Here is a 23,815-nt window from a genome sequence, read left to right as displayed (position 1 = left end):
ACCGCGCTCGGCATACCCGTCACTGTGGCCGTAGGATAAGTCCGTCCGGGGAAAGGGGAACCGCGCTCAGCCCCCGATTTGTGCAACAAGGCCGCCTGGAGACGTCCGATGCCGGCGGCGCCATGCATCTGCCTTTCCAGCCTGTCGACCTGCCTGACGGTCCCGCCATTGGGCAGGTCTCGTGCCGTGCGGCCATGACCATCGCGATCGGCAGGAACACCGCGGCCATAGCGCCCTTGCGATCCCTTGCGATAGTTCCGATCCGTGGATGGCGGCGCAGCCAAGCGGCGGCGGTCGCGGGGTCCGGATCAGGCAGCAGGCCGATGACGGTGCGTCTTTCGAGGTCGCGGATCAGCGTCCCGTAGCGCTGCCCCGTCCGCCCCCCTTTGTCATCGATGCCAGTGGCACGCGGCTCGGAAACACTGGTGCGCGCCATTTGTGGCCCCGCAGGGAAGGGTGTCTCTGCGCGCAGCGATCCGCATGCGGCGTCCGGGCGCTTGGGCCGGGTGATTGCCCATGGCGCGGCCGAGGCAGGCCACGGGGTCCTGTGACCCCTGTCCGGCGGCCGTGGCGCTGTGCGGGGTATTCAGGAACGCGCTTGAGTGTCCTTGCGGGACGGCGCATCGCCAGGGGGCGGAACCGGAAGGCCGAGCCAAACGGGGCGACGATGGGCGGGCCGGTCCGCGGGACTGCGGCCGTCGCAAACCGGGAAAACCGCTGCATCGACCGTGCGCTCGGCTAGGTCCAAGCGGGTTCTGTCGGGGCAGCGCGCTTCCGGCGATAATTTGCCATCGCAACGTCGCTGCATTTCTCCAGCCTGGGTGAACCGTAGCGGCAAGGTAGAGGGCGCGCTTTCAGACGTCACGCAATGTGCGTCCGTGCCGATGTTGCATGCGGATATGCGGGCAGGGCCCTGTTTCGCCGGACGGAGCAGGCAATGCAGCTGAGGGGCGATGCCCGTCCGGTCTGCGTGCCGGGAGGGCCGTTCTGCCGGGGGAGGCTGGAAGGCGGGACCGTATCCGGAGTGCCGTGGTTCGCAGGAGCGAGGCGGCCGGTGCTGCCTGCGGCGAAGCTGCGGATGGGCCGGCCGGGCAGGCGCGTCGGAGATGCCCGGCGCGGGGCCGGCGGTCTGGGCCGGGGCGCGCGCGGGGCGCGTCCCGGCCGAACGGGTCAGCCGTACTGGGCGACCGGCGTGCCTGCGATGGCGGCCATGTTCAGCAGGCCGCGCGCGGTGATCGCCGGGGTGACGACATGGGCGCGGTTGCCCATCCCCATCAGGATCGGTCCGACTTCCAGGCCCTTGGCGCGCGCCTTCAGGATGTTCTTCACCGCCAGCGCGGAATCCGTCGAGGAGAAGACCAGCACGTTGGCCGGGCCCTTCAGCCGCGCCGAGCCGTGCTGCAGCACCCGGTCCCGCACCCGCGGGTCGAGCGCGGCGTCGACATGCATCTCGCCGTCGTACATGAAGTCGCGGTAGCCGTGGTTGAGGATGTCCATCGCGCCGCGCATCACCTCGCCCGAGCGGTTCGACAGGTTGCCGAACTGGCTGTCCGAGCACAGCGCGATCTTCGGCTCCAGCCCGAAGCGGCGGACATGGCGGGCGCAGGCGATGACCGTCTTGGCGACCTGATCCGGCGTCGGATCGGGGTTCACATGGCCGTCGGCGATGAAGAGCGGCCCGTCCTCGAGGATCATCAGCGACATCGAGCCCACGGGCTTCAGCGTGTCGGTGCCGAGGACCTGGGTGACGTAGTTGAGATGCCACAGGTACTGGCCCGAGGTGCCGCAGATCACCGAATCCGCCTCGCCGCGGCGCACCATCACCGAGGCGATGGCGGTGGTGTTGGTGCGCATGATCGCCTGCGCCATCGAGGGCGTGACGCCGCGGCGCTCCATCACCGAGAGGTACTCGCTCCAGTAGTCGCGGTAGCGGACGTCGGATTCGGGGTTGGTGACGGGGATGTTCTCGTTCGAGCGCAGGTTGATCCCCAGCCGCTTGCAGCGGGCGTCGATCACCTCGGGACGGCCGACCAGGATCGGCGTCTCGGTGGTTTCCTCGATCACCGCCTGGGCGGCGCGCAGCACCCGCTCGCTCTCGCCCTCGGCGAAGACGATCTTGCGGTTGGTGGAGCGGGCGGCCTCGAAGACCGGGCGCATCAGGAAGGCCGAGCGGATCACCGAGCCCTCGAGCTTGCGCTTGTAGGCCTGGATCGAGGGCAGGGGCCGCGCGGCCACGCCCGACTCCATCGCCGCCTCGGCCACGGCGCCGGCCACGACCGAGATCAGCCGCGGGTCGAAGGGCTTGGGGATCAGGTAGTCGGTGCCGAAGGTCAGCTGCTCGCCCGAATAGGCGGCGGCGGCCTCGGCGCTGGTGGTCTTTCTCGCCAGCTCGGCGATGCCGTCGATGCAGGCCAGCTGCATCGAGTCGTTGATCTCGGTCGCGCCGACATCCAGCGCGCCGCGGAAGATGAACGGGAAGCAGAGCACGTTGTTGACCTGGTTCGGGAAGTCCGACCGGCCGGTGGCGATGATTGCGTCCGGGGCCACTTTGCGCACATCGTCGGGCATGATCTCGGGCGTCGGGTTGGCCAGCGCGAAGACGATCGGCTTCGACGCCATCTTCGCAACCATCTCGGTCTTCAGCACGCCGGGGCCTGAGAGGCCGAGGAAGAGGTCCGCGCCCTCGATCACCTCGTCGAGCGTGCGCAGGTCGCTGTCCTGGGCATAGGCCTCCTTCTGCGAGGTCATCTCCTCGTTGCGGCCCTTGTAGACCAGCCCCTTGATGTCGCAGAGCCAGACATTCTCGCGCTTCACGCCCATCTTCAGGAGCATGTTGAGGCAGGCGATCCCGGCCGCGCCGCCGCCGGTCGAGACGACCTTGACCTGGCCCGGGGTCTTGCCCGCCAGGTGCAGCGCGTTCTTGGCCGCGGCGCCGACCACGATGGCGGTGCCGTGCTGGTCGTCATGGAAGACCGGGATGTTCATCTTCTCGCGGCAGATCTTCTCCACCACGAAGCAGTCGGGCGCCTTGATGTCCTCGAGGTTGATCGCGCCGAAGGTCGGCTCCAGCGCGCAGACGATCTCGGCGAGCTTCTCGGGATCGGATTCGTTCACCTCGATGTCGAAGCAGTCGATATTGGCGAATTTCTTGAAGAGGACGGCCTTGCCCTCCATCACCGGCTTCGAGGCCAGCGCGCCGATATTGCCGAGGCCGAGCACGGCGGTCCCGTTCGAGACCACGGCAACGAGGTTGCCGCGGGAGGTGTAGCGCGACGCGTTGGCGGCGTCCTTCTTGATCTCGATGCAGGCCTCGGCCACGCCGGGGCTGTAGGCGCGCGCCAGGTCGCGGCCGTTCGCGAGGGGCTTCGTCGCGCGGATCTCGAGCTTCCCGGGTTTCGGGTTCTCGTGGTAGTCCAGCGACTGCTCGCGGAAATCGTCCGATTTTGTGTCCGTCATGGCGCGTGTCTTCCCCAGTGGCCTCGGGTCGGTGATACCGGCTGGTTAAGGCAGATGGACGGCCAAGAACAGGGGACAATTTTGCAGAACCGCACCTCGCGTCTTGCATCCGCCGCCGCGGAGTTCCAGTGTCGCACAAGATGCGGGCAGTCAGCCCGCAGCCGCAACAGGCAAGAGCCAGCAGGCAACGGAGCACGGCCGCGATGAGTCTCAGGGATGCAGCCCTTTTCGTGCGCGAACGCGCCTATGCGCCCTATTCGGGCTTCAAGGTGGGCGCCGCGGTGAAAGGATCGGACGGGGCGGTCTATCGCGGCTGCAATGTGGAGAATGCCGCCTATCCCGAGGGCACCTGCGCCGAGGCCGGGGCGATCGCGGCGATGGTCGCGGCCGGGGTGACCAGGCTGACCGAGCTCTATGTCGTCGCCGACTGCCCCCGCCCGGTGCCGCCCTGCGGGGGCTGCCGCCAGAAGATCTCCGAATTCGCCGATCCGCAGACGGTGGTGACCATGGCCACGGTCTCGGGCGAGGAGATGGCCATGACGGTCGCCGAGCTCCTGCCCGGCGCCTTCCTGGCCGCCGACATGGAGTGAGCGCATGCAGGCGCGCCAGTTCCTCGCCCGGGTGCGCCAGGGCGACCGGCTGACCGAGACGGATCTGCGCAGCTTTGCCAAGGGGCTCGCCTCGGGCGAGGTCACCGACGCGCAGGGCGCGGCCTTCGCCATGGGCATCTGCAAGGGCGGGCTCTCCGCGGACGAGACTGCGGCGCTGACCCGCGCGATGCGGGATTCCGGCGAGGTGCTCGACTGGGATCTGCCGGGGCCGGTGCTCGACAAGCATTCCACCGGCGGGATCGGCGATGCCGTCTCGCTGGTTCTCGCGCCGGTTCTGGCGGCGATGGGCTGCTACGTGCCGATGCTCTCGGGGCGGGGGCTCGGCCATACCGGCGGCACGCTCGACAAGCTCGAGACCTTCCACGGCGTGCGCACCGAGATCGACACGGCGAAGCTCAAGCGCATCGTCGGGCGGATCGGCTGCGCCATCGTCGCCGCCAGCCCGAAGATCGCTCCGGCCGACCGCAAGCTCTACGCGCTGCGCGACCACACCTCGACGGTGGAGAGCCAGCCGCTGATCATCGCCTCGATCCTGTCGAAGAAGCTCGCCGCCGGGGCCGAGGCGCTGGTGCTCGACGTCAAGGGCGGCACCGGCGCCTTCATGAAGAACCGCGAGGAGGCGGAGTCGCTGGCGCGCGGGCTGGTGGAGGTGGCGCAGGCGGCGGGCTGCCGGACGCGGGCGCTGATCACCGACATGAACCAGCCGGTCTGCCCGGCGGTCGGCAACGCGGTCGAGCTGGTCGAGGTGCACCGCGTGCTGACCGATCCCAAACCCGAGCAGCGGCTGTGCAAGATGACGCTGGCGCTGGCGGGCGAGCTGGCGGCGCTGGCCGGTCTCTATCCGACCGCCGAGGAGGGCGGGCGCGCCGCGCTGAAGCTGCTGACCTCGGGCAAGGCGGCGGACAAGTTCGCCCATATGGTGGCCGAGCTCGGCGGCCCGATCGACGTGCTCGACGGCAGCTTCGCCGGCTACCTGCCCGAGGCGAAGGTGGTCCGCGCGGTCTTCCCCGAGGAGCCGGGCGTGGTCAGCGGCATCGACGGCGTCGCGCTGGGCGAGCTGGTGGTGCGGCTCGGCGGCGGGCGGCGGCGGCCCGGGGACGAGATCGACCATTCCGTGGGGCTGTCGAAAGTCGCCTCGCTCGGCGAGCGGGTCGACCAGTTCCGGCCGCTGGCGATGGTCCATGCCGCCGACAATGCCGCCGCGACCGAGGCGGCGTCGGTGCTGCGCCGCGCCATGGTGGTCGGCGAGGAGGCGATCCTGCCGCCGATGATCCATGGGAGGATCGACCCGTGACACGTGCCGTGCTGGTGGTGATGGACAGCGTCGGCTGCGGCGGCGCGCCGGATGCGGAGGCCTATGGCGATCTGGGATCGGACACGCTGGGCCATATCGCGGCGGCCTGCGTGGCCGGGGCGGCGGAGGACGGGCGCTCGGGCCCGCTGGCGCTGCCCAACCTGGCGCGGCTGGGGCTCGGCGAGGCGATGCGGCTGGCGACCGGGGCGGCGGCGGCGGGCACGGATCACTGGCCCGCGCCGGATCCGGCCGCCTTCTGGGCGGCGGCGACCGAGACCAGCAAGGGCAAGGACACGCCCTCGGGCCACTGGGAGCTGGCCGGGCTGCCGGTGCCCTTCGACTGGACCTATTACCCCGATGCCGACCCGTCCTTCCCGCCGGAGGATCTGGCGCTGGTGCGCGAGATCGCCGGGGTGGAGGGCACGCTCTGCAACCGCCACGGCTCGGGCACGGAGGTGCTGGAGCGCTACGGGGCGGAGCATATGCGGACCGGCTGGCCGATCTGCTATACCTCGGTCGACAGCGTCTTCCAGATCGCCGCGCATGAAGAGAGCTTCGGGCTCGGCCGGCTGCTCGATCTCTGCGAGCGGCTGGCGCCGCATCTGCATGAAAAGCGCGTCGGCCGCGTCATCGCGCGCCCCTTCCTCGGCAGCCCCGGGACGGGCTTCGCCCGCACCACCAACCGCCGCGACTACGCGCTGACGCCGCCCGGCCCGACGCTGTGCAACTGGGCCGAAGATGCGGGGCGCGAGGTCCGCGCGGTCGGCAAGATCCGCGACATCTTCGCGGGCTCGGGCATCTCTTCGGTCCGCAAGGGCAGCGATGCCGAGCTGATGGAGCATCTGCTGGCGGAGATCCGCGAGGCGCCCGAGGGCAGCCTGGTCTTCGCGAATTTCGTCGAGTTCGACAGCCTCTGGGGCCATCGCCGCAATGTCGCGGGCTATGCCCGAGCGCTGGAATGGTTCGACGCGCAGCTGCCGCGGCTGCTGGCGGCGCTGCGCCCGGACGACCTCATCCTCTTCACCGCCGATCATGGCAACGACCCGACCTGGCCGGGCACCGACCACACCCGCGAGCGCGTGCCGGTGCTGGGCACCGGGCTGGCGCCCGGCGGGCGCGGCCTCTGCGCCTTCGCCGATGTCGCCGCGACGGTCGCCTGCCATCTCGGCCTGCCCGAAACCGGACCCGGAACGCCGCTGACATGAAATCCATCCCCAAGACCGAGCTGCACCTCCATCTGGAGGGCGCGGCGCCGCCCGCCTTCATCGCCGGGCTGGCGAAGGAGAAGCATGCCGACATCTCCGGCGTCTTCGACGAGCGGGGCCATTACGCCTATGACGACTTCCCGCATTTCCTGCAGGTCTACGAGGCGGCGACCTCGGTGCTGAAGACGCCGGAGGACTATGCCCGCCTGGTGACGGCCGTCACCGCCGAGCTGGCGGAGCAGGGCGTCGTCTATGCCGAGACCTTCCTCAGCCCGGATTTCTGCGGCGGCGGCGATGTCTCCGCCTGGCGCGACTACGTGGCGGCGATGCAGGAGGCGGCGCTGGCCGTCGAGGCGCAGGGCGGCCCGATCCTGCGCGGGGTGGTCACCTGCATCCGCCATTTCGGCCCCGAAAAGGCCAAGCGCGCCGCGCTCTGCGCCGCCGAGACGATGGGCGATTTCGTCACCGGCTACGGCATCGCGGGCAACGAGATGATGGGTCGGCCGAAGGATTTCGCCTGGAGCTTCGACCTCGCGCGCGAGGCCGGGCTGGGCCTGACCGCGCATGCCGGCGAATGGGGCGGGCCGGTCTCGGTGAAGGAGGCGGTCGAGGATCTGCGCGTCTCGCGGATCGGCCATGGCGTGCGTGCGATCGAAGATCTGGCGCTGGTCGACCGGCTGGCCGAGGACGGCATCGTGCTGGAGGTCTGCCCGGGCTCGAACATCGCGCTCGGCCTCTATCCGAAATGGGACCGCCACCCGGTCTGCCAGCTCTGGGAGCGCGGGGTGAAGGTCACGGTCTCGACCGACGATCCGCCCTTTTTCCACACCACGCTCTCGGGCGAGTACGAGCAGTTGAACCGCGCCTTCGGCTGGGACGAGGAGGTCTTTGCCGGGCTGAACCGCGTGGCGGCGGAGGCGGCCTTCTGCGACGCGGCCACCCGCGAGCGCGTGCTGGAGCGGCTCGGCGCGGCGGCGGGGCAGGCGGCATGAGCGCGGCACGGCTCGCCGGACTGCTGGCGCTGGCCGCGGCGCCGGGATGGGCGGAGCCCGCCCCGGAGGCGCAGCCGGGCCCCGATGGCAGCTATCTGGATGCGGCGGGCTGCGCCTGGCGCAAGCTGGAGATCGGCGGCGCGCCCTACTGGGCGATGATGATCGGCCCGCAGGGCGCGCAGCTCTGCGCCTCGCTGGAGGAGGCGCCGCCGCCGGTGGCCGCCGCGGCCGACGGTTCGCAAGAGGCGCGGCCCTCGCGGGCGCGCTCGCCGCAATTCCCGGTGCCGGGGATCTACATCCAGGTGGCCGCCTTCCGCGAGATGGAGAATGCCGCCCAGGCGGTGATCTGGCTGCGCGGCAGCGGGCTTTCGGCCCTGCGCCAGGACTTTCCGCGCTATGACGGCGCGCTGCGGGTGATCTATGCCGGGCCCTTCGCCGATCCGGAGGCGGCCTCGGCGGCAATGGCCGAGGTGCGGCGGCTGGGATTCCGCGACGCTTTCGTCTGGGACCGGCGCTGAGGCGCGGGGCTCAGCCGCAGATCGACTGCAGCCGCAGCCAGTCGGCATCGCTGAGCACCGGAACCGGCGTGCCCTGCGGATAGGGATCGTCCTCGATCATCTCGATCCAGGCGCCGCCGCCGGGCAGCGCGCCGAGCCCGTAGGGCCGCGAGGAAAGCTGCGCCTCGGTGAAGCGCGCCAGCAGCGGCGCGGGATCGGAAAGCGCGGGCACCTGGCCGAGCGCCAGCGCGTCTGCGGCCTGGCCCATCAGCTCCTGCGGGACCTGACCGGTGGTCAGCAGGCGGAACGTGTGCCAGGAGCCGGCCATCTCCAGGAACCACAGCATCGGATCCTGCTCGGTCGAGAGCGTCGCGGCGGCCAGCAGATGGCCCGCGACCACGTCGGGGGAGTCCTCCTCGGAGAGGAGCCCGCCGCCGATCACCAGGATGCCGCCGGGCAGCGCCTTCACGTCGGTGCCGTTCTCCAGCACCCTGAGCTCCCAGGGCGCGTCGCCGAAGAGCCGCTTCTGCAGCTTTCCGAGCGCGTTGCGCCCGGCGATGTCGCGGCAGGGGCGCCCGGAATAGGGTTCGAGCGCGATCACCATGCGGCGGCCGATATCCTGGCGCGTCGCCTCGGGCAGCGCCTCGGCCGTGTGCTGGACCAGCGCGCCGGGCAGCCACATCACCGCGGCGGCGAAGGCGGCGGCGAAGATGCCGACGGTCATCACCAGGCGCAGCGTGCCGCGATGCGGCTGGCTGCGCGCCACCGCGCGGCGCACCGTGTCGATGGCGGCGATCATGTCGGGATCGGTCAGCTCCAGCCGCTCGTCATCCTCGGGGCCGGGGGCATAGATGGCCGGATCGTTGCCGGGCGCGACGCGCCGGATCGCGGCCAGCGACCAGTGGGTCAGCGCGGCGGAACGGTCGGAAATGACAAGCGTGGCCTCGCCCAGCGAGACGAACACGTCCTTGCGCTGGCTGTCGGGGCTTTCATGCCAGACCCCGGCGGCCTCGAGCCGCTGGTACTGCGTAAGGGCGGTCATGGGCCGGTACTGCTCGTCCTTGCCGTTTTCCTACGCTTAGCCGATGCCGCAGCGTTCGTCTATTGCCCGCGTGGCGGTCCGGGGTTGCGGATCAGCCGTCCCAGCAGGGTGGCCAGGGCGATCGCCAGCCCCGCCGCCATCAGCGCGGCCTCGCCGCGGAAGACCGCCGCTCCGGGGGTCGGCGCGGTCATCAGGAGGAGCCCGACTGTCAGCGCCGCGGGGGTCCAGGGCGGCCCCGAGGGCATGCTGCGCAGCCCCGCCAGCAAGGCCGCGAGCGCGATCGCGTAGGAGACCGGCGGGCGGCTCAGCCCGGCCATCTCCAGCAGGATCGCCGCGGCGGTCCCGGCCAGCACTCCGGCCGCGAATTTCAGTGCCGAGGGCAGCGCCATGTGCCCCGGCGCCAGCCCGCGCATCACGAAGAACTGAACGATCCAGATCGAATGCGCCGAGCGCAGGTGCCCGGCCAGCGAGACCGCCAGCGCCAGGCCGATCGCCAGGAAGAGCCCGTGGCGCAGCCCGCCATGCAGCCCCTCGGCCGGGACGGCGGGCCAGTCCTGCAGCTTCAAAAGCCGCGCGCAGCCCAGCCCGTAGGCCAGCCCGGCGGCATAGAGCGGCAGCGACAGGGTGGCCGCCGCGCCCGCCCGGTGGGTCGCAACGAGGAGCCCCATGGACATCAGTGCCAGGGTGAAGGCGCGCCCGCCGCGGCGCGCGGTCTCCCATCCGGCCGCGGCCGGCAGCGCCAGAGCGACCAGGCGGATGTCGATGGCGGGCAGGGCCAGGTGCAGCAGCATCAGCGCCAGCACCAGGATCCCGCCCGCCGCGGCGCGCCCGCTGCTGCCGAGCATCGTCCCGGCCATGCCGAGCAGCACGCCGCCGGCCAGGGCGGGGACGGCGATGGCGCCGAAGGCCAGGTAGCCCGCTATGCAGGCCGTGACCGCGGTGACGGCGATGCCGATGACGGTGGGCCAGCCGAGCAGCTTCGGCCTGGGGGGCGGCGTGTCTTGGGAGGGCATGTCGGTGCGCTGCGCTGGGGAGGGGTCGGGGCGGCTATGCCATGGCGCGGACGCTGCGGCAATGCCCGCGCGCCCGCCGCCGCGGCGGGCTAAACGATTCGTTAACCAAGTTCGCGCCAGATGGCGCTGCGGGCCGGGCCGGCCGGATGCCGCGCGGTGCCGGACCGGGCCGCTCTGCCGACAGGGCCGGGCGCGTCGCGCCCGGGACCACGCCACCGCAGGACATCCGGCCGGATCCCGCCCGCACGACACCCGCCCGCGCAGTGCCTGCCTGCGCACGCCAGCCCGCGCGAACCCCGCCTGAGCGCGCCAGCCCGCACGACCCTCGCCCGCGTGTGCCAGCCCGCACGAAACCGCCCGGCGCGCGCCCGCCCGCACGACGCCGCGTCGCGCTCGCGGCCTCCGGCGGGAACGCAACGTTCCGCCCCGGCTCACGGAAATTTCCCTTCCAAGCCAACGCCGCCTGGCGCTAGCGTGGCCCCGACGGACGGGACCGGAGGATGCCATGACCCTGAAACTCTACTGCTTCGGCGAAAGCGGCCATTCCTACAAGGCGGCCCTGTCGCTGCAGCTGTCGGGCCTTGCCTGGGAACCGGTCTTCGTCGATTTCTTCAAGGGCGAGACCCGCGGCGACGCCTACCGCTCGGAGGTCAACGAGATGGGCGAGGCGCCGGTCCTGACCGATGGCGGGGATCTGCATCTGAGCCAGTCGGGGGTGATCCAGCAGGCGGTGGCCGAGCTCAGCGGCAAGCTGGGCGGCGAGACCCGCGACGAGGCGCGCGAGGTGCTGCGCTGGGTGCTTTGGGACAACCACAAGCTCAGCTCGATCGCCGGGATCGTGCGGTTCCAGATGAACTTCCTGCCCGCGGAGAAGCGGGTGCCCGAGGTGATCGCCTTCCTGCAGGGGCGGATGACCGACGCGCTGCGCATCCTCGACAAGCATCTCGAGGGGCGCGACTGGATCGTGGGGAGCGGTCCGACCAATGCCGACCTGACCTGTGCCGGCTATCTCTACTACCCGGAGGAATTCGGCTTCGAGCGGACCGCCTGGCCCGCGATCGACGCCTGGCTGTCGCGGCTCTCCGGCCTGCCGGGATGGAAGCATCCCTACGAGCTGATGACCCCGGCCCATCCGGAAGTCCGCAAGACATATCTCAAAGAAGCGGTGACACAATGACCGACGCCTATATCTACGATGCCATCCGGACGCCCCGCGGGAGGGGGCGCAAGGACGGCGCGCTGCACGAGGTGACCTCGCTGCGGCTCTCGGCCCTGACGCTCGACGCGATCAAGGCGCGCAACAACCTGGAGACCACGGCGGTGGAGGACGTGATCTGGGGCAATGTCACCCAGGTGGGCGAGCAGGGCGGCTGCCTGGCGCGCACGGCGGTGCTGGCCTCGGAGTTCTCCGACCAGGTGCCGGGGCTCTCGATCAACCGCTTCTGCGCCAGCGGCATGGAGGCGGTGAACCTTGCCGCCAACCAGATCCGCGCCGGGGCGGGGCAGGCCTATGTCGCCGGCGGGGTGGAGATGATGGGCCGCGTGCCGATGGGCTCGGACGGCGCGGCGGTGGCGGTCGATCCGACCGTGGCGATGGCGCATTACTTCGTGCCGCAGGGGATCGCGGCGGATATCATCGCCACCGAATACGGCTTCTCCCGCGACGACGCGGACGCGCTGGCGGTGGAGAGCCAGCGCCGCGCCAAGGCGGCCTGGGATGCCGGGCGCTTCGCCCGCTCGGTGGTGCCGGTGACCGACCGGAACGGGCTGACCATCCTCGACCGCGACGAGTACATGCGCCCCGAGACCGACATGCAGACGCTGGGCGCGCTGAAGGCCTCGTTCAAGGACATGGGCGAGGTGATGCCGGGCTTCGACCAGGTCGCGATCATGAAATACCCGCATCTGGAGCGGATCGAGCATGTCCACCATGCCGGGAATTCCTCGGGCATTGTCGACGGCGCGGCGGCCGTCCTGATCGGCTCGAAGGCCTTCGGCGAGGCGCACGGGCTGGTGCCCAGGGCGCGCATCCGCCACACCGCCAAGATCGGCACCGATCCGACGATCATGCTGACGGGCCCGGTGCCGGTGACCGAGAAGGTCCTGGCCGAGACCGGCATGGCGATTTCGGATATCGACCTCTTCGAGGTGAACGAGGCATTTGCCGCAGTTGTCCTGAGATTCATGCAGGCTTTCGGTGCGGATCCTGCTAAGGTCAACGTCAATGGCGGCGCCATCGCCATGGGGCATCCCCTGGGCGCGACCGGCGCCATCATCATCGGCACGCTCCTCGACGAACTGGAGCGGCAGGACAAGGAAATCGGCCTGGCGACGCTCTGCATTGCCAGCGGCATGGGGGCAGCGACGGTGATCGAAAGGGTCTAGGGCTTGGAGACAGGGGCGGCAGCCGAGGTGATCACCATCGACATGGTGCGCCGGTTCCTGGACCGCCTGGCGGATGTGCTGCTGCATGGCGATTTCGACGGCTATGCCGCGATGATCCAGCTGCCCTTCGTGGTGCAGACGCGCCGCTACCGCTTCATCTCCACCGAGCGCGAGGACCTGCACAAGAGCTTCGACCTCTGGCAGCGCACGATCGAGGTGAACATGGCCACCGCCCTGATCCACCGTCCGCTGCGGATCGAATGCTTCGGCCCGGACTCGCTGATGGTCGACTACGACACCGATCTGCTCTGCAAGGCGCAGAAGGTGCTGCCGACCTTCACCAACTGGATGATGCTGCGCCGCCGCGACGGTGTCTGGCGGGTGGAGCAGGTCCTGGCGGGCGTGGAGAATGCCGAACCCTCGCTCTACCTGCGCGTCGACCCCGCGAACCCGGTGCCGCAGACGGAAACCTATGTCCTGGACGAGCGTCCGAAGAAATCCTGAGGAGACCCAGAAGTGATCGAAGGCGGCTGCGCCTGCGGGCAGGTCCGGTACCGGAGCCCGGGTCCGGCGAAATTCGCGCTGCGCTGCGCCTGCCGGTCCTGCCAGCGGGATTCCGGCGGCGGACACGGCACCCATGTGGCGCTGCCGCGGGCGGGGTTCGAGGTCGAGGGCGAGACCGCCTCCTGGCGCCGCGCCGGCCGTTCGGGGCTCGGCGTGACCAAGGTGTTCTGCCCGGCCTGCGGCTGCCCGCTCTACGGCCTGCCCGAGCGCGCGCCCTGGGCCGCGATGGTCGCGGCGGGCTCCCTCGACGATCCGGGCCAGATCGCGCCCGGCCGCGTCGTCTACCGCGAAGAGGCCCCGCCCTGGGACCTCCTGCCCCCCGAGGAAAAGGACTGACATGCCCAAGCTCGACCCTGCCAAGGCGCCGGTGAAGACCGGCTCGATCTATCCGGCCCCCTATGACGCGATGATGGCGGGGCGCTCCTCGCTCCGGCTCGGCGAGGCCGGCGGGCTGACGCAATTCGGCGTCAACCTGGTGACGCTGGAGCCCGGCGCGGTCTCGTCGCTGCGCCACTGGCACCTGCGGGAGGACGAATTCGTCATGGTCACCGAGGGCGCGCTGGTGATGATCGACGACACGGGCGAGCACGCGATGGCCCCCGGCGACTGCGCCGCCTTTCCGGCGGGCGATCCCAATGGCCACTGCTTCGAGAACCGCAGCCAGGAGGTGGCGCGCTTCCTGGTGATCGGCAGCAAGTCCCCGCGCGAGACGGGGACCTACAGCGATATCGACCTCGTGGTCGAGATAGAGGACGGGTCCGCCAGATTCACCCGCAAGGACGGGCGGCCCTATGAACGGGAGGAAAGCGATGGCTGAGTTCAGCTACGACCTGGATGGCGACGGGGTCGCCACCATCACCTGGGACGTGCCGGGGAAATCGATGAACGTGATGAGCCTCGAGGGGCTCGAGCTCTTCGAGGCGCTGATCGACCGGGCGCTGGGCGACGGCGCGGTGAAGGGCGTGGTCTTCACCTCCGGCAAGGACAGCTTCGCCGGCGGCATGGATCTGAACATCATCGCCCGGATGAAGGCCGAGGCCGGGGACAATCCGGCCAAGGGGCTCTTCGACGGGCTGACCCGCATCCATGCGATGATGCGCAAGGTCGAGCTGGCCGGGCGCGACCCGAAGACCCGCAAGGGCGGCAAGCCGATCGCCGCGGCGCTTCCCGGCACGGCGCTGGGCCTGGGGCTGGAACTGCCGCTGGCCTGCCACCGCATCTTCGCCGCCGACAATCCCAGGGCCAAGATCGGCCTGCCCGAGATCATGGTCGGCATCTTCCCCGGTGCGGGCGGCACCACGCGGCTCTCGCGCAAGCTCGGCGCCATGGCCGCCTCGCCGATCCTGCTCGAGGGGCGGCTCTTCGCCCCGGACAAGGCCAAGGGCGCGGGCATCGTCGACGAGGTGGTCCCGGCAGGCGAGCTGCTGGCGCGGGCGAAGGCCTGGGTGCTCGAAGCGAAGGAGGCCGACCTGGTCAAGCCCTGGGACGCCAAGGGCGAGAAGATCCCCGGCGGCACGCCCTACCATCCGGCGGGCTTCATGACCTATGTCGGCGCCTCCGCCATGGTCAACGGCAAGACCAAGGGCGTCTATCCCGCGGCCAAGGCGCTGCTTTCGGCGGTCTACGAGGGCGCGCAGGTCGATATCGACACCGCGCTGAGGATCGAGGCGCGCTGGTTCACCAGCATCCTGATGAACCCCTCCTCCGAGGCGATGATCCGCTCGCTCTTCATCAACAAGGAGGCGCTGGAGAAGGGCGCCCGGCGTCCCGACGTCCCGGACGAGAGCGTCAGGACGCTGGGCGTGCTCGGCGCGGGCATGATGGGGGCGGGGATCGCCCATGCCGCCGCCATGGCCGGGATCCGCGTCGTGCTCATCGACCAGAGCCGGGAGGCCGCCGAGAAGGGCAAATCCCATGCCGAGGCGCTCCTGCAGAAGGCGGTGAGCCGCCGCAAGGCGACGCCGCAGAAGATGGCCGAGGTGCTGGGCCGGATCGCTCCCACGGATGATTTCGCCGATCTCGCGGAGTGCGACCTGGTGGTGGAGGCGGTCTTCGAGGATCCGCAGGTCAAGGCCGAGGCGACCGCCAAGGCCGAGGCGCATCTGCCCGCAACGGCGATCTTCGCCACCAACACCTCGACCCTGCCGATCACCGGCCTGGCGAAGGCCAGCCGCGACCCGGCGCAGTTCATCGGCATCCATTTCTTCTCGCCGGTCGACAAGATGATGCTGGTGGAGATCATCAAGGGCAAGCAGACCGGCGACCGCGCGGTGGCCAAGGCGCTGGATTTCGTCCGCCAGATCCGCAAGACGCCGATCGTGGTCAACGATGCGCGCTACTTCTACGCCAACCGCTGCATCCTGCCCTATGTCGACGAAGGTGTGCGCATGGTGCGCGAGGGCGTGCTCCCGGCGCTGGTCGAGAACGCGGCCAAGCTCGTCGGCATGCCGGTCGGGCCGCTGCAGCTGATCGACGAGGTCTCGATCGATCTCGGCGCCAAGATCGCGCGGGCGACGAAGGCGGCGATGGGCGACGCCTATCCGGCGGACAATACCGATGACGTCATCTTCTGGATGGAAGAGCAGGGGCGGCTCGGGCGCAAATCCAGTGCCGGCTTCTACGCCTATGACGAGAAGGGCAAGCGCACCGGGCTCTGGAAGGGCCTGGCGGACCGCTTCGACGCGACCGGCGAGCAGCCGGAGCTGACCGAGATCCAGCAGCGGCTCCTGATGGCGCAGTGCCTCGAGGCGGTCCGGGCGCTGGAAGAGGGCGTGCTGATGGATGTCCGCGAGGGCGATGTCGCCTCGATCCTCGGCTGGGGCTTCGCCCCCTGGTCGGGCGGGGTGCTGAGCTGGCTCGACATGATCGGCGCCGCGAAGGCGGTGGAGATCTGCGACCGGCTGGAGGCGGCATTCGGCGCCCGCTTCGCCGCCCCCGCGCTCCTGCGGGATCTGGCGGAAAAGGGCGAGGGCTTCTACGCCCGCTACCTGCCTGCGCAGGCCGCCTGAGCCCGCGCGGGAGAGGGGCAGGGGGAGAGGGCGCGCCCTCTCCCCCTTTTTCCGGTCAGCGGATCAGCAGCACCGGCACATGGCAGCTGCGCACCAGCTCCGAGGTGGTGGAGCCCAGGAGCAGCCCGCGGATCCGCGAATGGCCATAGGCGCCCATCACCAGCATGTCGGCGCCGCGATTGGCGATCTCGCGGGCGATCACCTCGTCGGGCGCGCCGGGCAGGATGTCGCCCTCGGCCGTGTGCCCCGCGCCGCGCAGCATGGCGAGCGCGCCGTCGAGGCGGCGGCGCCCCTCGACCGACTCGGTTCCGGCCATGATCACCTGGAAGTCGAGCCCGGCGAAGATCGGGTCGCGCATCGCATGGTCCACCGCCTTCAGCGCCGCGGGCTTGCCGTCGAAGGCGATCATCACCTTCGAGATCGGCTTGAAGGCCCGGGCGGCGACGATGATCGGCTTGCTCGAGGAGCGCGCCACGCGCTCGAAATTCGAGCCCAGATGCAGCTTGGCGTAATCCGCCGCCTCGCCGCGCTTGCCGATCAGCACGAAATCGGCGTCGCTCTCCAGCTCCTGGATCGCCTCCACGAGGTCGCCCGAGCGCAGCCGCACCTCGACATCGCCGATGCCCGCATGCTCGATCCGGGTCATCGCGTCTTCCAGGATCGCCCGCCCGCGCTTCTGCGCGAGCTTCGCCTTGGCGGCATCCAGCTCGGCCAGCTCCTCCAGGAGCTGCGTGCGCGCGCCCAGCCCGATATTGCCCGACAGATCCTGCTTGACCCCCTGGCGGTGGCCCATCACGTGCACGGCGGTGACGCCGGCGCCGATGCGTTCGGCTGCCCAGGCCGCCAGGTCGCAGACGCTTTCCGAATAGGTGGAGCCGTCCACCAGCGCGATCAGCTTCGTCATCATCAATGTCCCAGCAGGTCTTCCATCGCTCCCGGTTTATCATGAACCGCAAGCTGGTCCACGATGGTCTCGGAAGCCTTGTTCATGCCGACGATTTCGACCTCGGCGCCGTCGCGGCGGAACTTCAGTACCGCCATGTCCAGCGCCTGGACCGAGGAGATATCCCAGATATGGGCGTTCGACACGTCGATGACCACCTTCTCCAGCGCCTCGCCATGGTCGAAGCTCTTCGAGAAGGCATTGGCCGAGGCGAAGAAGATCTGCCCGCGGAAGCGGTAGGTGCGGGTGCGGCCATCCTCCGACAGGCTGCTTTCCACCCCGAAGAGCTGGGCGATCTTGGCGGCGAAGAAGATGCCCGAGAGCAGCACGCCGGTCAGCACGCCATAGGCCAGGTTATGCGTCGCCACGGTCACCGCCACGGTCGCCAGCATCACCGCCGAGGAAGAGGTCGGATGCTCTTTCAGCGCCTTGATCGAGGACCAGGAGAAGGTGCCGATCGAGACCATGATCATGATCGCGACCAGCGCGGGCATCGGGATCTTCGAGACCAGCACGTCGCCGAGGATCACCACCAGGATCAGCAGGAAGACGCCCGCGACAAAGCAGCTCAGCCGCCCGCGGCCGCCGGATTTCACGTTGATCATCGACTGGCCGATCATCGCGCAGCCGGCCATCCCGCCGATGAAGCCCGAGGCGATATTGGCCAGGCCCTGGCCCACGCATTCGCGGTTCTTGTCCGAGGTCGTGTCGGTCAGGTCGTCCACGAGCTGCGCCGTCATCAGGCTTTCCAGCAGGCCCACCACCGCGATCGCCGCCGAGACCGGCAGGATGATCATGACGGTTTCCAGGCTGACCGGGATGTCGGGGATCAGGAAGACCGGCAGGCTGTCGGGCAGCTGCCCCATGTCGCCCACCGTGCGCACGTCGAGCCCCAGACCCATCGCCAGCGCGGTCAGCACGACGATGTTCACCAGCGGCGAGGGCACCGCGGTGGTGATCCGCGGAAACAGGTAGATGATCGCCAGGCCGCCCGCGATCATCACGTAGGTCAGCCAGTTCACCCCGGGCGTGGCCGGGTTCATCTCGGGGATCTGCGCCAGGAAAATGAGGATTGCCAGCGCGTTGACGAAGCCGGTCATCACCGAGCGCGAGACGAAGCGCATCACCTGGCCGAGCTTCAGCGCGCCCAGCCCCACCTGGATCACCCCGGCCAGCACCGAGGCGGCCAGGAGGTATTCCAGCCCGTGGTCGCGCACCAGCGTCACCATCAGCACGGCGGTGGCGGCGGTGGCTGCCGAGATCATCCCCGGGCGCCCGCCCGCGATGGCGGTCACCACGGCGATGCAGAAGGAGGCGTAGAGACCGACCTTGGGGTCGACGCCGGCGATGATCGAGAAGGCGATCGCCTCGGGGATCAGCGCCAGGGCCACCACCAGCCCGGCCAGCAGGTCCGCGCGGACATTGCCCAGCCAGTCCTGCCGGAGATTGTCGAATACCGATGCCGTCACGGGCCACACCTCGCTCTGTCTGCAAACGGGGCCGCTTTAGCGCAAACGGACCCCGGAAAGCGACCCAAATATGCCGCTGTGCCAAATGCGTCCCGCTCTGTCCGGCCACGGCCTTGTGCCCGCGCCGCGTTGGGCGCATTGTCCTAGTAAAACAGGTTGATATCGACCCGGCGGCGGCCGCGCCGCCCGGGACCGGCAAAGGAGACGCTCCGATGGTGACCGAAGCAGACGTGAAGGCCAAGCTTGCCCTTGTCACGGGACCCGACAAGCAGGGCGACCTGGTGTCGCTCGGCCTGATCGAGGGCCTCTCGATCCGCGGCGACCGGGTGACCTTCGTCATCAAGGTGCCCGCGGCGCGCGCCCGCGAGCTGGAGCCGATGCGCCAGGCGGCCGAGACGGTCGTCGCCGAGCTGCCGGGGATCGCCGGCGTGACCGCCGTGCTGACCGCCGAGCGCGACCCGAATGCCGCGCCGCCGCCGGTGCCCAGCCTGAAGCCCGCGGGCGCCAGGAAGGCGCCGCCCCATGGCGGGCTGAAGCCGAAGGCGCCGATCGCCAATGTCGGCGCGGTGATCGCGGTCGCCAGCGGCAAGGGCGGGGTGGGCAAGTCCACCACCTCGGTCAACCTGGCGCTGGCGATGCAGGCCGAGGGCAAGCGGGTGGGGCTGCTTGACGCCGATATCTACGGCCCCTCGCTGCCCAGGATGCTGGGCTCCTCGATGCGGCCCGAGTCGGTCGACCAGCGGATGAAGCCGGTCGAGGCGCAGGGGCTGCAGGTGATGTCGATGGGCTTCCTCGTCGACGAGGCGGCGCCGATGGTCTGGCGCGGCCCGATGGTGATGTCGGCGCTGACCCAGATGATGCGCGAGGTCGACTGGGGCCCGCTCGACGTGCTGGTCGTCGACATGCCGCCGGGCACCGGCGACGCGCAGCTGACGCTGTGCCAGTCGGTGCCGCTGGCGGGCGCGGTGATCGTCTCCACCCCGCAGGACATCGCGCTGATCGACGCCCGCAAGGGACTGAACATGTTCACCAAGGTCGAGGTCCCGGTCCTCGGCATCATCGAGAACATGAGCTACTTCCTCTGCCCCTCCTGCGGTGACCGCTCGGACATCTTCGGCCATGGCGGCGCGCGCGAGGAGGCGGGCAAGCTCGGCGTGCCCTTCCTCGGGGAGATCCCGCTCCACATGGACATCCGCCGCAATGCCGATGCCGGCACCCCCGTCGTGGCAAGCGATCCCGAGGGCGCCCATGCCCAGGCCTATCGCGAGATCGCCCGCAAGGTGCTGTCGCAGGTGGCGCTGGCGCCCGAGACCGCCTGAGCGCGGGAAAGACTCCGGGGCCGTGATAGTATCACGGGCCCGGCTGCCCTAGCTTGCGGTCCGAGGCACAGAGGCTGGCAGGAGGCGCGCAAATGGCGCATCAGCACGAGCACGGCCATGGCAGCGGCCATGGCCATCACCATCACCACCATGTCGATCCCGAGGCCGGCGATGCCCGCGTCGCCTGGGCGGTGGCGGTCAACCTGGCGCTGACCGTGGCACAGGTGATCGGCGGCGTGTTCTCGGGCAGCCTGGCGCTGATCGCCGACGCGCTGCACAACCTCTCGGACGCGATGGCGCTGATCATCGCCTTCGCCGCGCGCAAGATCGCCCGCCGCCCGGCGGATGCGGCGATGACCTTCGGCTACGGCCGGGCCGAAGTGGTGGCCGCGCTGGTCAACTACACCACGCTGATCGTGCTGGGGCTGGTGCTGGCCTACGAGGCGGTGATGCGCTTCTTCGCGCCAGAGCCGGTGGCGGGCTGGATGGTGGTGATCGTCGCGGCGATCGCGCTGGCGATCGACCTGGTCACGGCGGCGCTGACCTATGCGATGTCGAAGGACAGCGTGAACATCCGCGCGGCCTTCCTGCACAACATCGCCGATGCGCTGGGATCGGTGGCGGTGATCGTCGCGGGGACGGTGGTGATCCTCTTCGACTGGTGGATGGTCGACCCGCTGGTGACGCTGGGGATCGCGGGCTACATGCTGTGGATGAGCTTCGCCGAGATCGGCGGGGTGATCCGCATCCTGATGCTGGGCAGCCCGCCGGAGCTGGACACCGACCGGGTGCTCGACACGGTGCGCGCGACCGAGGGCGTCGCAAGCGTCCACCATGCGCATCTGTGGCTGATGGACGAGAAGGGCGCCTCGCTCGACCTGCATGTGGTGATCGAGGACGGCGCCTGGGGCCGGGCCGACGCGATCAAGCAGGCGGTGCGCGACCGGCTGCGCGCGGCCCACGGGATCGGCCATGGCATGATCGAGACCGAATGCGCCCGCCATGCCTGCGAGGGCGCCCGGCTCTACGGCCACTGAGCCCGGGCTTGCCCGCGGGCGGGACGGGGCCTAGCTGAAGGGCACCGGCAGGAAGAAGGAGCCACCCCATGTCCCGCATCTTCGTTCTCGGCGCCACCGGCGGCGTCGGCCACCGCCTCTGCCCGATGCTGGCGGCGGCCGGCCACCAGGTCTCGGGACTGGTCCGCAAGCCCGGGCAGGCGGAGGCGCTGCGCGCCATGGGCGCGGATCCCGTCGAGGGCGACCTGATGGACATCAGCGCGGCGGAGATGGCCGCGATGCTCGCGGGCCATGACGTGGCGGTGTTCTCGGCCGGTGCGGCGGGCAGCGGTCCGGAGCGGACGCGGATGATCGACGGGCAGGGGCCGGTCAAGCTGATCGAGGCCGCCCGCGCGGCCGGGCTGAGCCGCATCTACCTGGTCTCGGCCTTCCCCGAGGCCGGGCGCGGCAAGGAGCCCCGGGAGGGGTTCGAGCTCTACATGCGCACCAAGAAGGAGGCCGATGCGGCGCTGGCGGCGAGCGGTCTCGACTGGGTGATCCTGCGCCCGGGCACGCTGGTGCACGAGGATGGCGACGGGCGGGTCAGCCTCGGCGCGGCGCTGCCCTATGGCACGGTCGCGCGCGGGAACGTGGCGCGGGTGCTGGCGGCGCTGATCGGCACGCCCTCCATCTGCCGGGAGATCCTGGAGCTGACCGACGGCGCCGTGCCTGCCGAAGAGGCGGTTGCGGCGGCCCGGCGCGGCTGAGCATGCGGGGGCTTTGCCAATCCCGGCGCGGCCTGCTAACCCGCCGGTGACGGCAGGCGCGGAGGCGGCGATGTTCTACTATTTCAAGGATGGCGATCCCGAGATCGACGGCATGATGGCATCGGTCTGCGCCATGGGCGGCGAGACCGTCTGCGTCAACTCGCTGCGCTGGAGCTTCCGCGACAGCGACGCCACCGGAACGCGCGCCGCCGAGTCGCTGAAGCTGGCCAAGCGGCAGTCGACCTCGCCCGCCACCCGCGCGCTGAAGACCCGGCTCTACAAGGCGCAGTATAACTGGGCCCGCGAGCGCTTCGAAACGGACCGCGAGGCGGTGGCGGTGGCCTGGAACGGGCTGACCGGCTCGCGCCGCGCCTTCATGGCCGCGGCCAAGGACACCGGCACGCCGCAGCTCTACCTGGAGCGCGCGCCGCTGCCGGGCCGCGTCACCGTCGATCCGGTCGGCGTCAACCAGCTCAACTCGCTGCCGCGCGAGATCGGCTTCTACCGCGACTGGGCGGCGGCGGAGAACGGCCAGGATGACGGCTGGCGCGCGCTGAAGGAGACGCTGGTTTCGCGCAAGGCGAAGAAGCGCACCGATGTCGGCCAGACCGACGCGGCCGGCGACCTGGCGGCGCAGCCCTTCCTGTTCTGCCCGCTGCAGGTGCCCGACGACACGCAGATCAAGCTTTTCGGCGGCTGGGTGCGCAATATCCACCGCTTCATCGAGATGCTGGAATTCGCCGCGGGCGCGCTGCCCGAGGGCTGGCACCTGCGCTTCAAGGAGCATCCCAGCTCGAAGATACCGCTGACGGAGATGCTGGAGCTGGCGGCGGAAGCGGTGCCGGGCAAGATCGTCATCGACAACGCCACCGACACGTTCCAGCAGGTCGCGGCCAGCCGCGCAGTGGTGACGCTGAATTCCTCGGTCGGGCTGCAGAGCTTCTGGTACGACCGGCCGGTGGTGGTGCTGGGCGAGTGCTTCTTCCGCATGCCCGAGATCGTCAGCCCGGCGGACAGCTTCGCCGAGCTCTACCGCATCTTCTCCGACCCGGCATCGCTCGGCTACGACGCGGCGGCGCGGGACGCGTTCATGAACTATCTCGACCGGGTCTACTATCCCGAGATGATCCACGACGGCGGCAAGGCCTCCGTCGCGCCGGAGAAGGTCCTGCCGAAGATCGCCCAGGCGCAGGCGATGCGCGGCAGGTGACCCTCCGGTCCCGGGCCTGCGCGTCCTAGCAGGCCTCGCGGGCGGGGACCTCGCCGGCCAGCTCGCGCATGACCTCGGCGCCGATCTCGAAGGAGCGCTTGCGCGCCGCGTGGTCGTGGATATGGCCGGTCAGGATGATCTCGTCGGGGCCGAGGATCTCGATCAGCCCGCGCAGACGTTCCTTGACGGTGGCCTTCGAGCCCACGACCGAGACACGCAGCTGGTGGTTGGCCATGCGGATCTCGGGCTCGGTGGCGACGGTGGCGAGATCGTCGACCGGGCGCGGCAGCGGGCCGGCGCGGCCGCGGCGCAGGTTGATGAAGCCCTGCTGCATCGAGCTGCGCAGCCGGGCGCCTTCCTCGTCGGTCTCGGCGGCGAAGATATTGACGGCAAGCATGAAATGCGGCCGCCGGATGGCGCCGGCGCGGAACGACGAGCGGTAGACCTGCACCGCGTCCTCGAGCGCGTCGGGGGCGAAATGGCTGGCGAAGGCATAGGGCAGGCCGAGATGCGCGGCGAGCTGGGCGCCGAAGAGCGAGCTGCCGAGCATCCAGACCGGCACCTGGGTGCCCGCGCCCGGCACGGCGACGATCTTCTGCCCCGGATCGGGCTCGCCGAGATAGCCGATCAGCTCCACCACGTCATTGGGGAACTGGTCGGACCGGTCCTGGCCGCGGCGCAGCGCGCGGGCGGTGAGCTGGTCGGTGCCCGGCGCGCGGCCGAGGCCCAGGTCGATGCGGCCGGGAAAGAGCGTCTCGAGCGTGCCGAACTGCTCGGCGATGACCAGCGGCGAATGGTTCGGCAGCATGATGCCGCCCGCGCCGACGCGGATGGTTTTCGTATGCGCCGCGACCTGGCCGATCACGACGGCGGTCGCGGCCGAGGCGATGCCGGTGGAATTGTGGTGCTCGGCCAGCCAGTAGCGGGTGTATCCGAGGGCCTCGGCATGGCGCGCCAGGTCGAGCGTATTGGCCAGAGCGTCGGCCGGGGTCGCGCCTTCGGGGATCGGCGAGAGGTCGAGAAGCGAATAGGGGAGCATGGGGGC

21 protein-coding genes are annotated in these 23,815 nt (G+C 70.2%); 15 read left to right on the top strand and 6 right to left on the bottom strand.

Annotation, left to right across the window (positions count from 1 at the left end):
• Positions 1 to 1,170: 1,170 nt before the first annotated feature.
• Positions 1,171 to 3,456, bottom strand: a complete 2,286-nt coding sequence (locus FGX59_RS29160) for an NADP-dependent malic enzyme (protein WP_138471003.1) — start codon at positions 3,454 to 3,456, stop codon at positions 1,171 to 1,173.
• Between the two features lie 140 nt (positions 3,457 to 3,596).
• Here FGX59_RS29160 and FGX59_RS29155 point away from each other — a divergent pair, with 140 nt between their 5' ends.
• From FGX59_RS29155 to FGX59_RS29135, 5 genes are read left to right on the top strand one after another with little or no spacing between them, the layout of a single operon-like run.
• Positions 3,597 to 4,046 carry a cytidine deaminase gene (locus tag FGX59_RS29155; protein WP_138471007.1) on the top strand — a complete coding sequence of 150 codons (450 nt, stop codon included), beginning with the start codon at positions 3,597 to 3,599 and terminating at the stop codon, positions 4,044 to 4,046.
• A gap of 4 nt (positions 4,047 to 4,050) precedes the next feature.
• Positions 4,051 to 5,361 carry a thymidine phosphorylase gene (locus FGX59_RS29150; protein WP_138471001.1) on the top strand — a complete coding sequence of 437 codons (1,311 nt, stop codon included), beginning with the start codon at positions 4,051 to 4,053 and terminating at the stop codon, positions 5,359 to 5,361.
• Positions 5,358 to 6,566, top strand: coding sequence for a phosphopentomutase (locus tag FGX59_RS29145; protein WP_138470999.1), 1,209 nt, complete (start codon positions 5,358 to 5,360; stop codon positions 6,564 to 6,566). Before FGX59_RS29150 ends, FGX59_RS29145 begins: the two co-directional genes overlap by 4 nt.
• Positions 6,563 to 7,558 carry an adenosine deaminase gene (locus FGX59_RS29140; protein ID WP_138470997.1) on the top strand — a complete coding sequence of 332 codons (996 nt, stop codon included), beginning with the start codon at positions 6,563 to 6,565 and terminating at the stop codon, positions 7,556 to 7,558. Before FGX59_RS29145 ends, FGX59_RS29140 begins: the two co-directional genes overlap by 4 nt.
• Entirely contained in the window at positions 7,555 to 8,076 is a 522-nt protein-coding gene (locus tag FGX59_RS29135) for an SPOR domain-containing protein (RefSeq protein WP_138470995.1), read from the top strand. The genes FGX59_RS29140 and FGX59_RS29135 overlap by 4 nt, the downstream gene beginning before the upstream one ends.
• 10 nt (positions 8,077 to 8,086) lie before the next feature.
• Here the strand turns inward: FGX59_RS29135 and FGX59_RS29130 are convergent, their stop codons facing one another.
• A complete protein-coding gene (locus FGX59_RS29130; protein WP_138470993.1) occupies positions 8,087 to 9,097 on the bottom strand; it encodes a hypothetical protein in 1,011 nt (336 codons plus the stop codon).
• 59 nt (positions 9,098 to 9,156) lie between these two features.
• Positions 9,157 to 10,110, bottom strand: a complete 954-nt coding sequence (locus FGX59_RS29125; RefSeq protein WP_138470991.1) for a hypothetical protein — start codon at positions 10,108 to 10,110, stop codon at positions 9,157 to 9,159.
• Between the two features lie 505 nt (positions 10,111 to 10,615).
• Between FGX59_RS29125 and FGX59_RS29120 the strand changes: the two genes are divergently transcribed.
• The 6 genes from FGX59_RS29120 to FGX59_RS29095 are packed head-to-tail and all read left to right on the top strand — an operon-like array spanning position 10,616 to position 16,067.
• The gene (locus tag FGX59_RS29120; RefSeq protein ID WP_138470989.1) at positions 10,616 to 11,287 is read left to right on the top strand and encodes a glutathione S-transferase family protein; all 672 of its coding nucleotides are present in this window, start codon (positions 10,616 to 10,618) and stop codon (positions 11,285 to 11,287) included.
• Positions 11,284 to 12,495 carry an acetyl-CoA C-acetyltransferase gene (locus FGX59_RS29115; RefSeq protein WP_138470987.1) on the top strand — a complete coding sequence of 404 codons (1,212 nt, stop codon included), beginning with the start codon at positions 11,284 to 11,286 and terminating at the stop codon, positions 12,493 to 12,495. Before FGX59_RS29120 ends, FGX59_RS29115 begins: the two co-directional genes overlap by 4 nt.
• Positions 12,496 to 12,498: 3 nt before the next feature.
• A complete protein-coding gene (locus FGX59_RS29110) occupies positions 12,499 to 12,999 on the top strand; it encodes a hypothetical protein (protein WP_138470985.1) in 501 nt (166 codons plus the stop codon).
• A gap of 12 nt (positions 13,000 to 13,011) precedes the next feature.
• Positions 13,012 to 13,395, top strand: a complete 384-nt coding sequence (locus FGX59_RS29105) for a GFA family protein (protein ID WP_138470983.1) — start codon at positions 13,012 to 13,014, stop codon at positions 13,393 to 13,395.
• 1 nt (position 13,396) lies between these two features.
• Complete coding sequence (locus FGX59_RS29100; protein WP_138470981.1) at positions 13,397 to 13,876, top strand: cupin domain-containing protein; 480 nt, start codon at positions 13,397 to 13,399, stop codon at positions 13,874 to 13,876.
• Complete coding sequence (locus FGX59_RS29095) at positions 13,869 to 16,067, top strand: 3-hydroxyacyl-CoA dehydrogenase NAD-binding domain-containing protein (protein ID WP_138470979.1); 2,199 nt, start codon at positions 13,869 to 13,871, stop codon at positions 16,065 to 16,067. Before FGX59_RS29100 ends, FGX59_RS29095 begins: the two co-directional genes overlap by 8 nt.
• 55 nt (positions 16,068 to 16,122) lie before the next feature.
• Here the strand turns inward: FGX59_RS29095 and FGX59_RS29090 are convergent, their stop codons facing one another.
• Together FGX59_RS29090 and FGX59_RS29085 are read right to left on the bottom strand one after the other, a co-directional pair.
• The gene (locus FGX59_RS29090) at positions 16,123 to 16,971 is read right to left on the bottom strand and encodes a universal stress protein (protein WP_138470977.1); all 849 of its coding nucleotides are present in this window, start codon (positions 16,969 to 16,971) and stop codon (positions 16,123 to 16,125) included.
• Positions 16,972 to 16,973: 2 nt separating this feature from the next.
• A complete protein-coding gene (locus tag FGX59_RS29085; RefSeq protein WP_138470975.1) occupies positions 16,974 to 18,479 on the bottom strand; it encodes a SulP family inorganic anion transporter in 1,506 nt (501 codons plus the stop codon).
• Positions 18,480 to 18,691: 212 nt separating this feature from the next.
• Between FGX59_RS29085 and apbC the strand changes: the two genes are divergently transcribed.
• From apbC to FGX59_RS29065, 4 genes are all read left to right on the top strand, one after another.
• A complete protein-coding gene (apbC, locus tag FGX59_RS29080) occupies positions 18,692 to 19,798 on the top strand; it encodes an iron-sulfur cluster carrier protein ApbC (RefSeq protein WP_138470973.1) in 1,107 nt (368 codons plus the stop codon).
• 92 nt (positions 19,799 to 19,890) lie between these two features.
• Positions 19,891 to 20,835, top strand: a complete 945-nt coding sequence (locus tag FGX59_RS29075) for a cation diffusion facilitator family transporter (RefSeq protein ID WP_138470971.1) — start codon at positions 19,891 to 19,893, stop codon at positions 20,833 to 20,835.
• Between the two features lie 68 nt (positions 20,836 to 20,903).
• On the top strand, positions 20,904 to 21,560 hold the full coding sequence (locus tag FGX59_RS29070; protein WP_138470969.1) for an SDR family oxidoreductase: 657 nt from the start codon (positions 20,904 to 20,906) through the stop codon (positions 21,558 to 21,560).
• A 70-nt stretch (positions 21,561 to 21,630) separates the two neighbouring features.
• Positions 21,631 to 22,770, top strand: a complete 1,140-nt coding sequence (locus tag FGX59_RS29065) for a capsular biosynthesis protein (RefSeq protein WP_138470966.1) — start codon at positions 21,631 to 21,633, stop codon at positions 22,768 to 22,770.
• Between the two features lie 25 nt (positions 22,771 to 22,795).
• Here FGX59_RS29065 and FGX59_RS29060 read toward each other — a convergent pair whose 3' ends face one another.
• Positions 22,796 to 23,809 (bottom strand): LLM class flavin-dependent oxidoreductase, encoded by a 1,014-nt coding sequence (locus FGX59_RS29060; protein ID WP_138470964.1) that lies wholly within the window; start codon positions 23,807 to 23,809, stop codon positions 22,796 to 22,798.
• Positions 23,810 to 23,815: the final 6 nt, after the last annotated feature.

The organism is Poseidonocella sp. HB161398 (assembly GCF_005870025.1).
In the GTDB taxonomy this organism is placed as follows: Bacteria; Pseudomonadota; Alphaproteobacteria; order Rhodobacterales; family Rhodobacteraceae; genus Mangrovicoccus.
The sequence above is the reverse complement of the archived record's forward strand: the minus strand, read 5'-3'. Positions and strand labels throughout refer to the sequence as shown.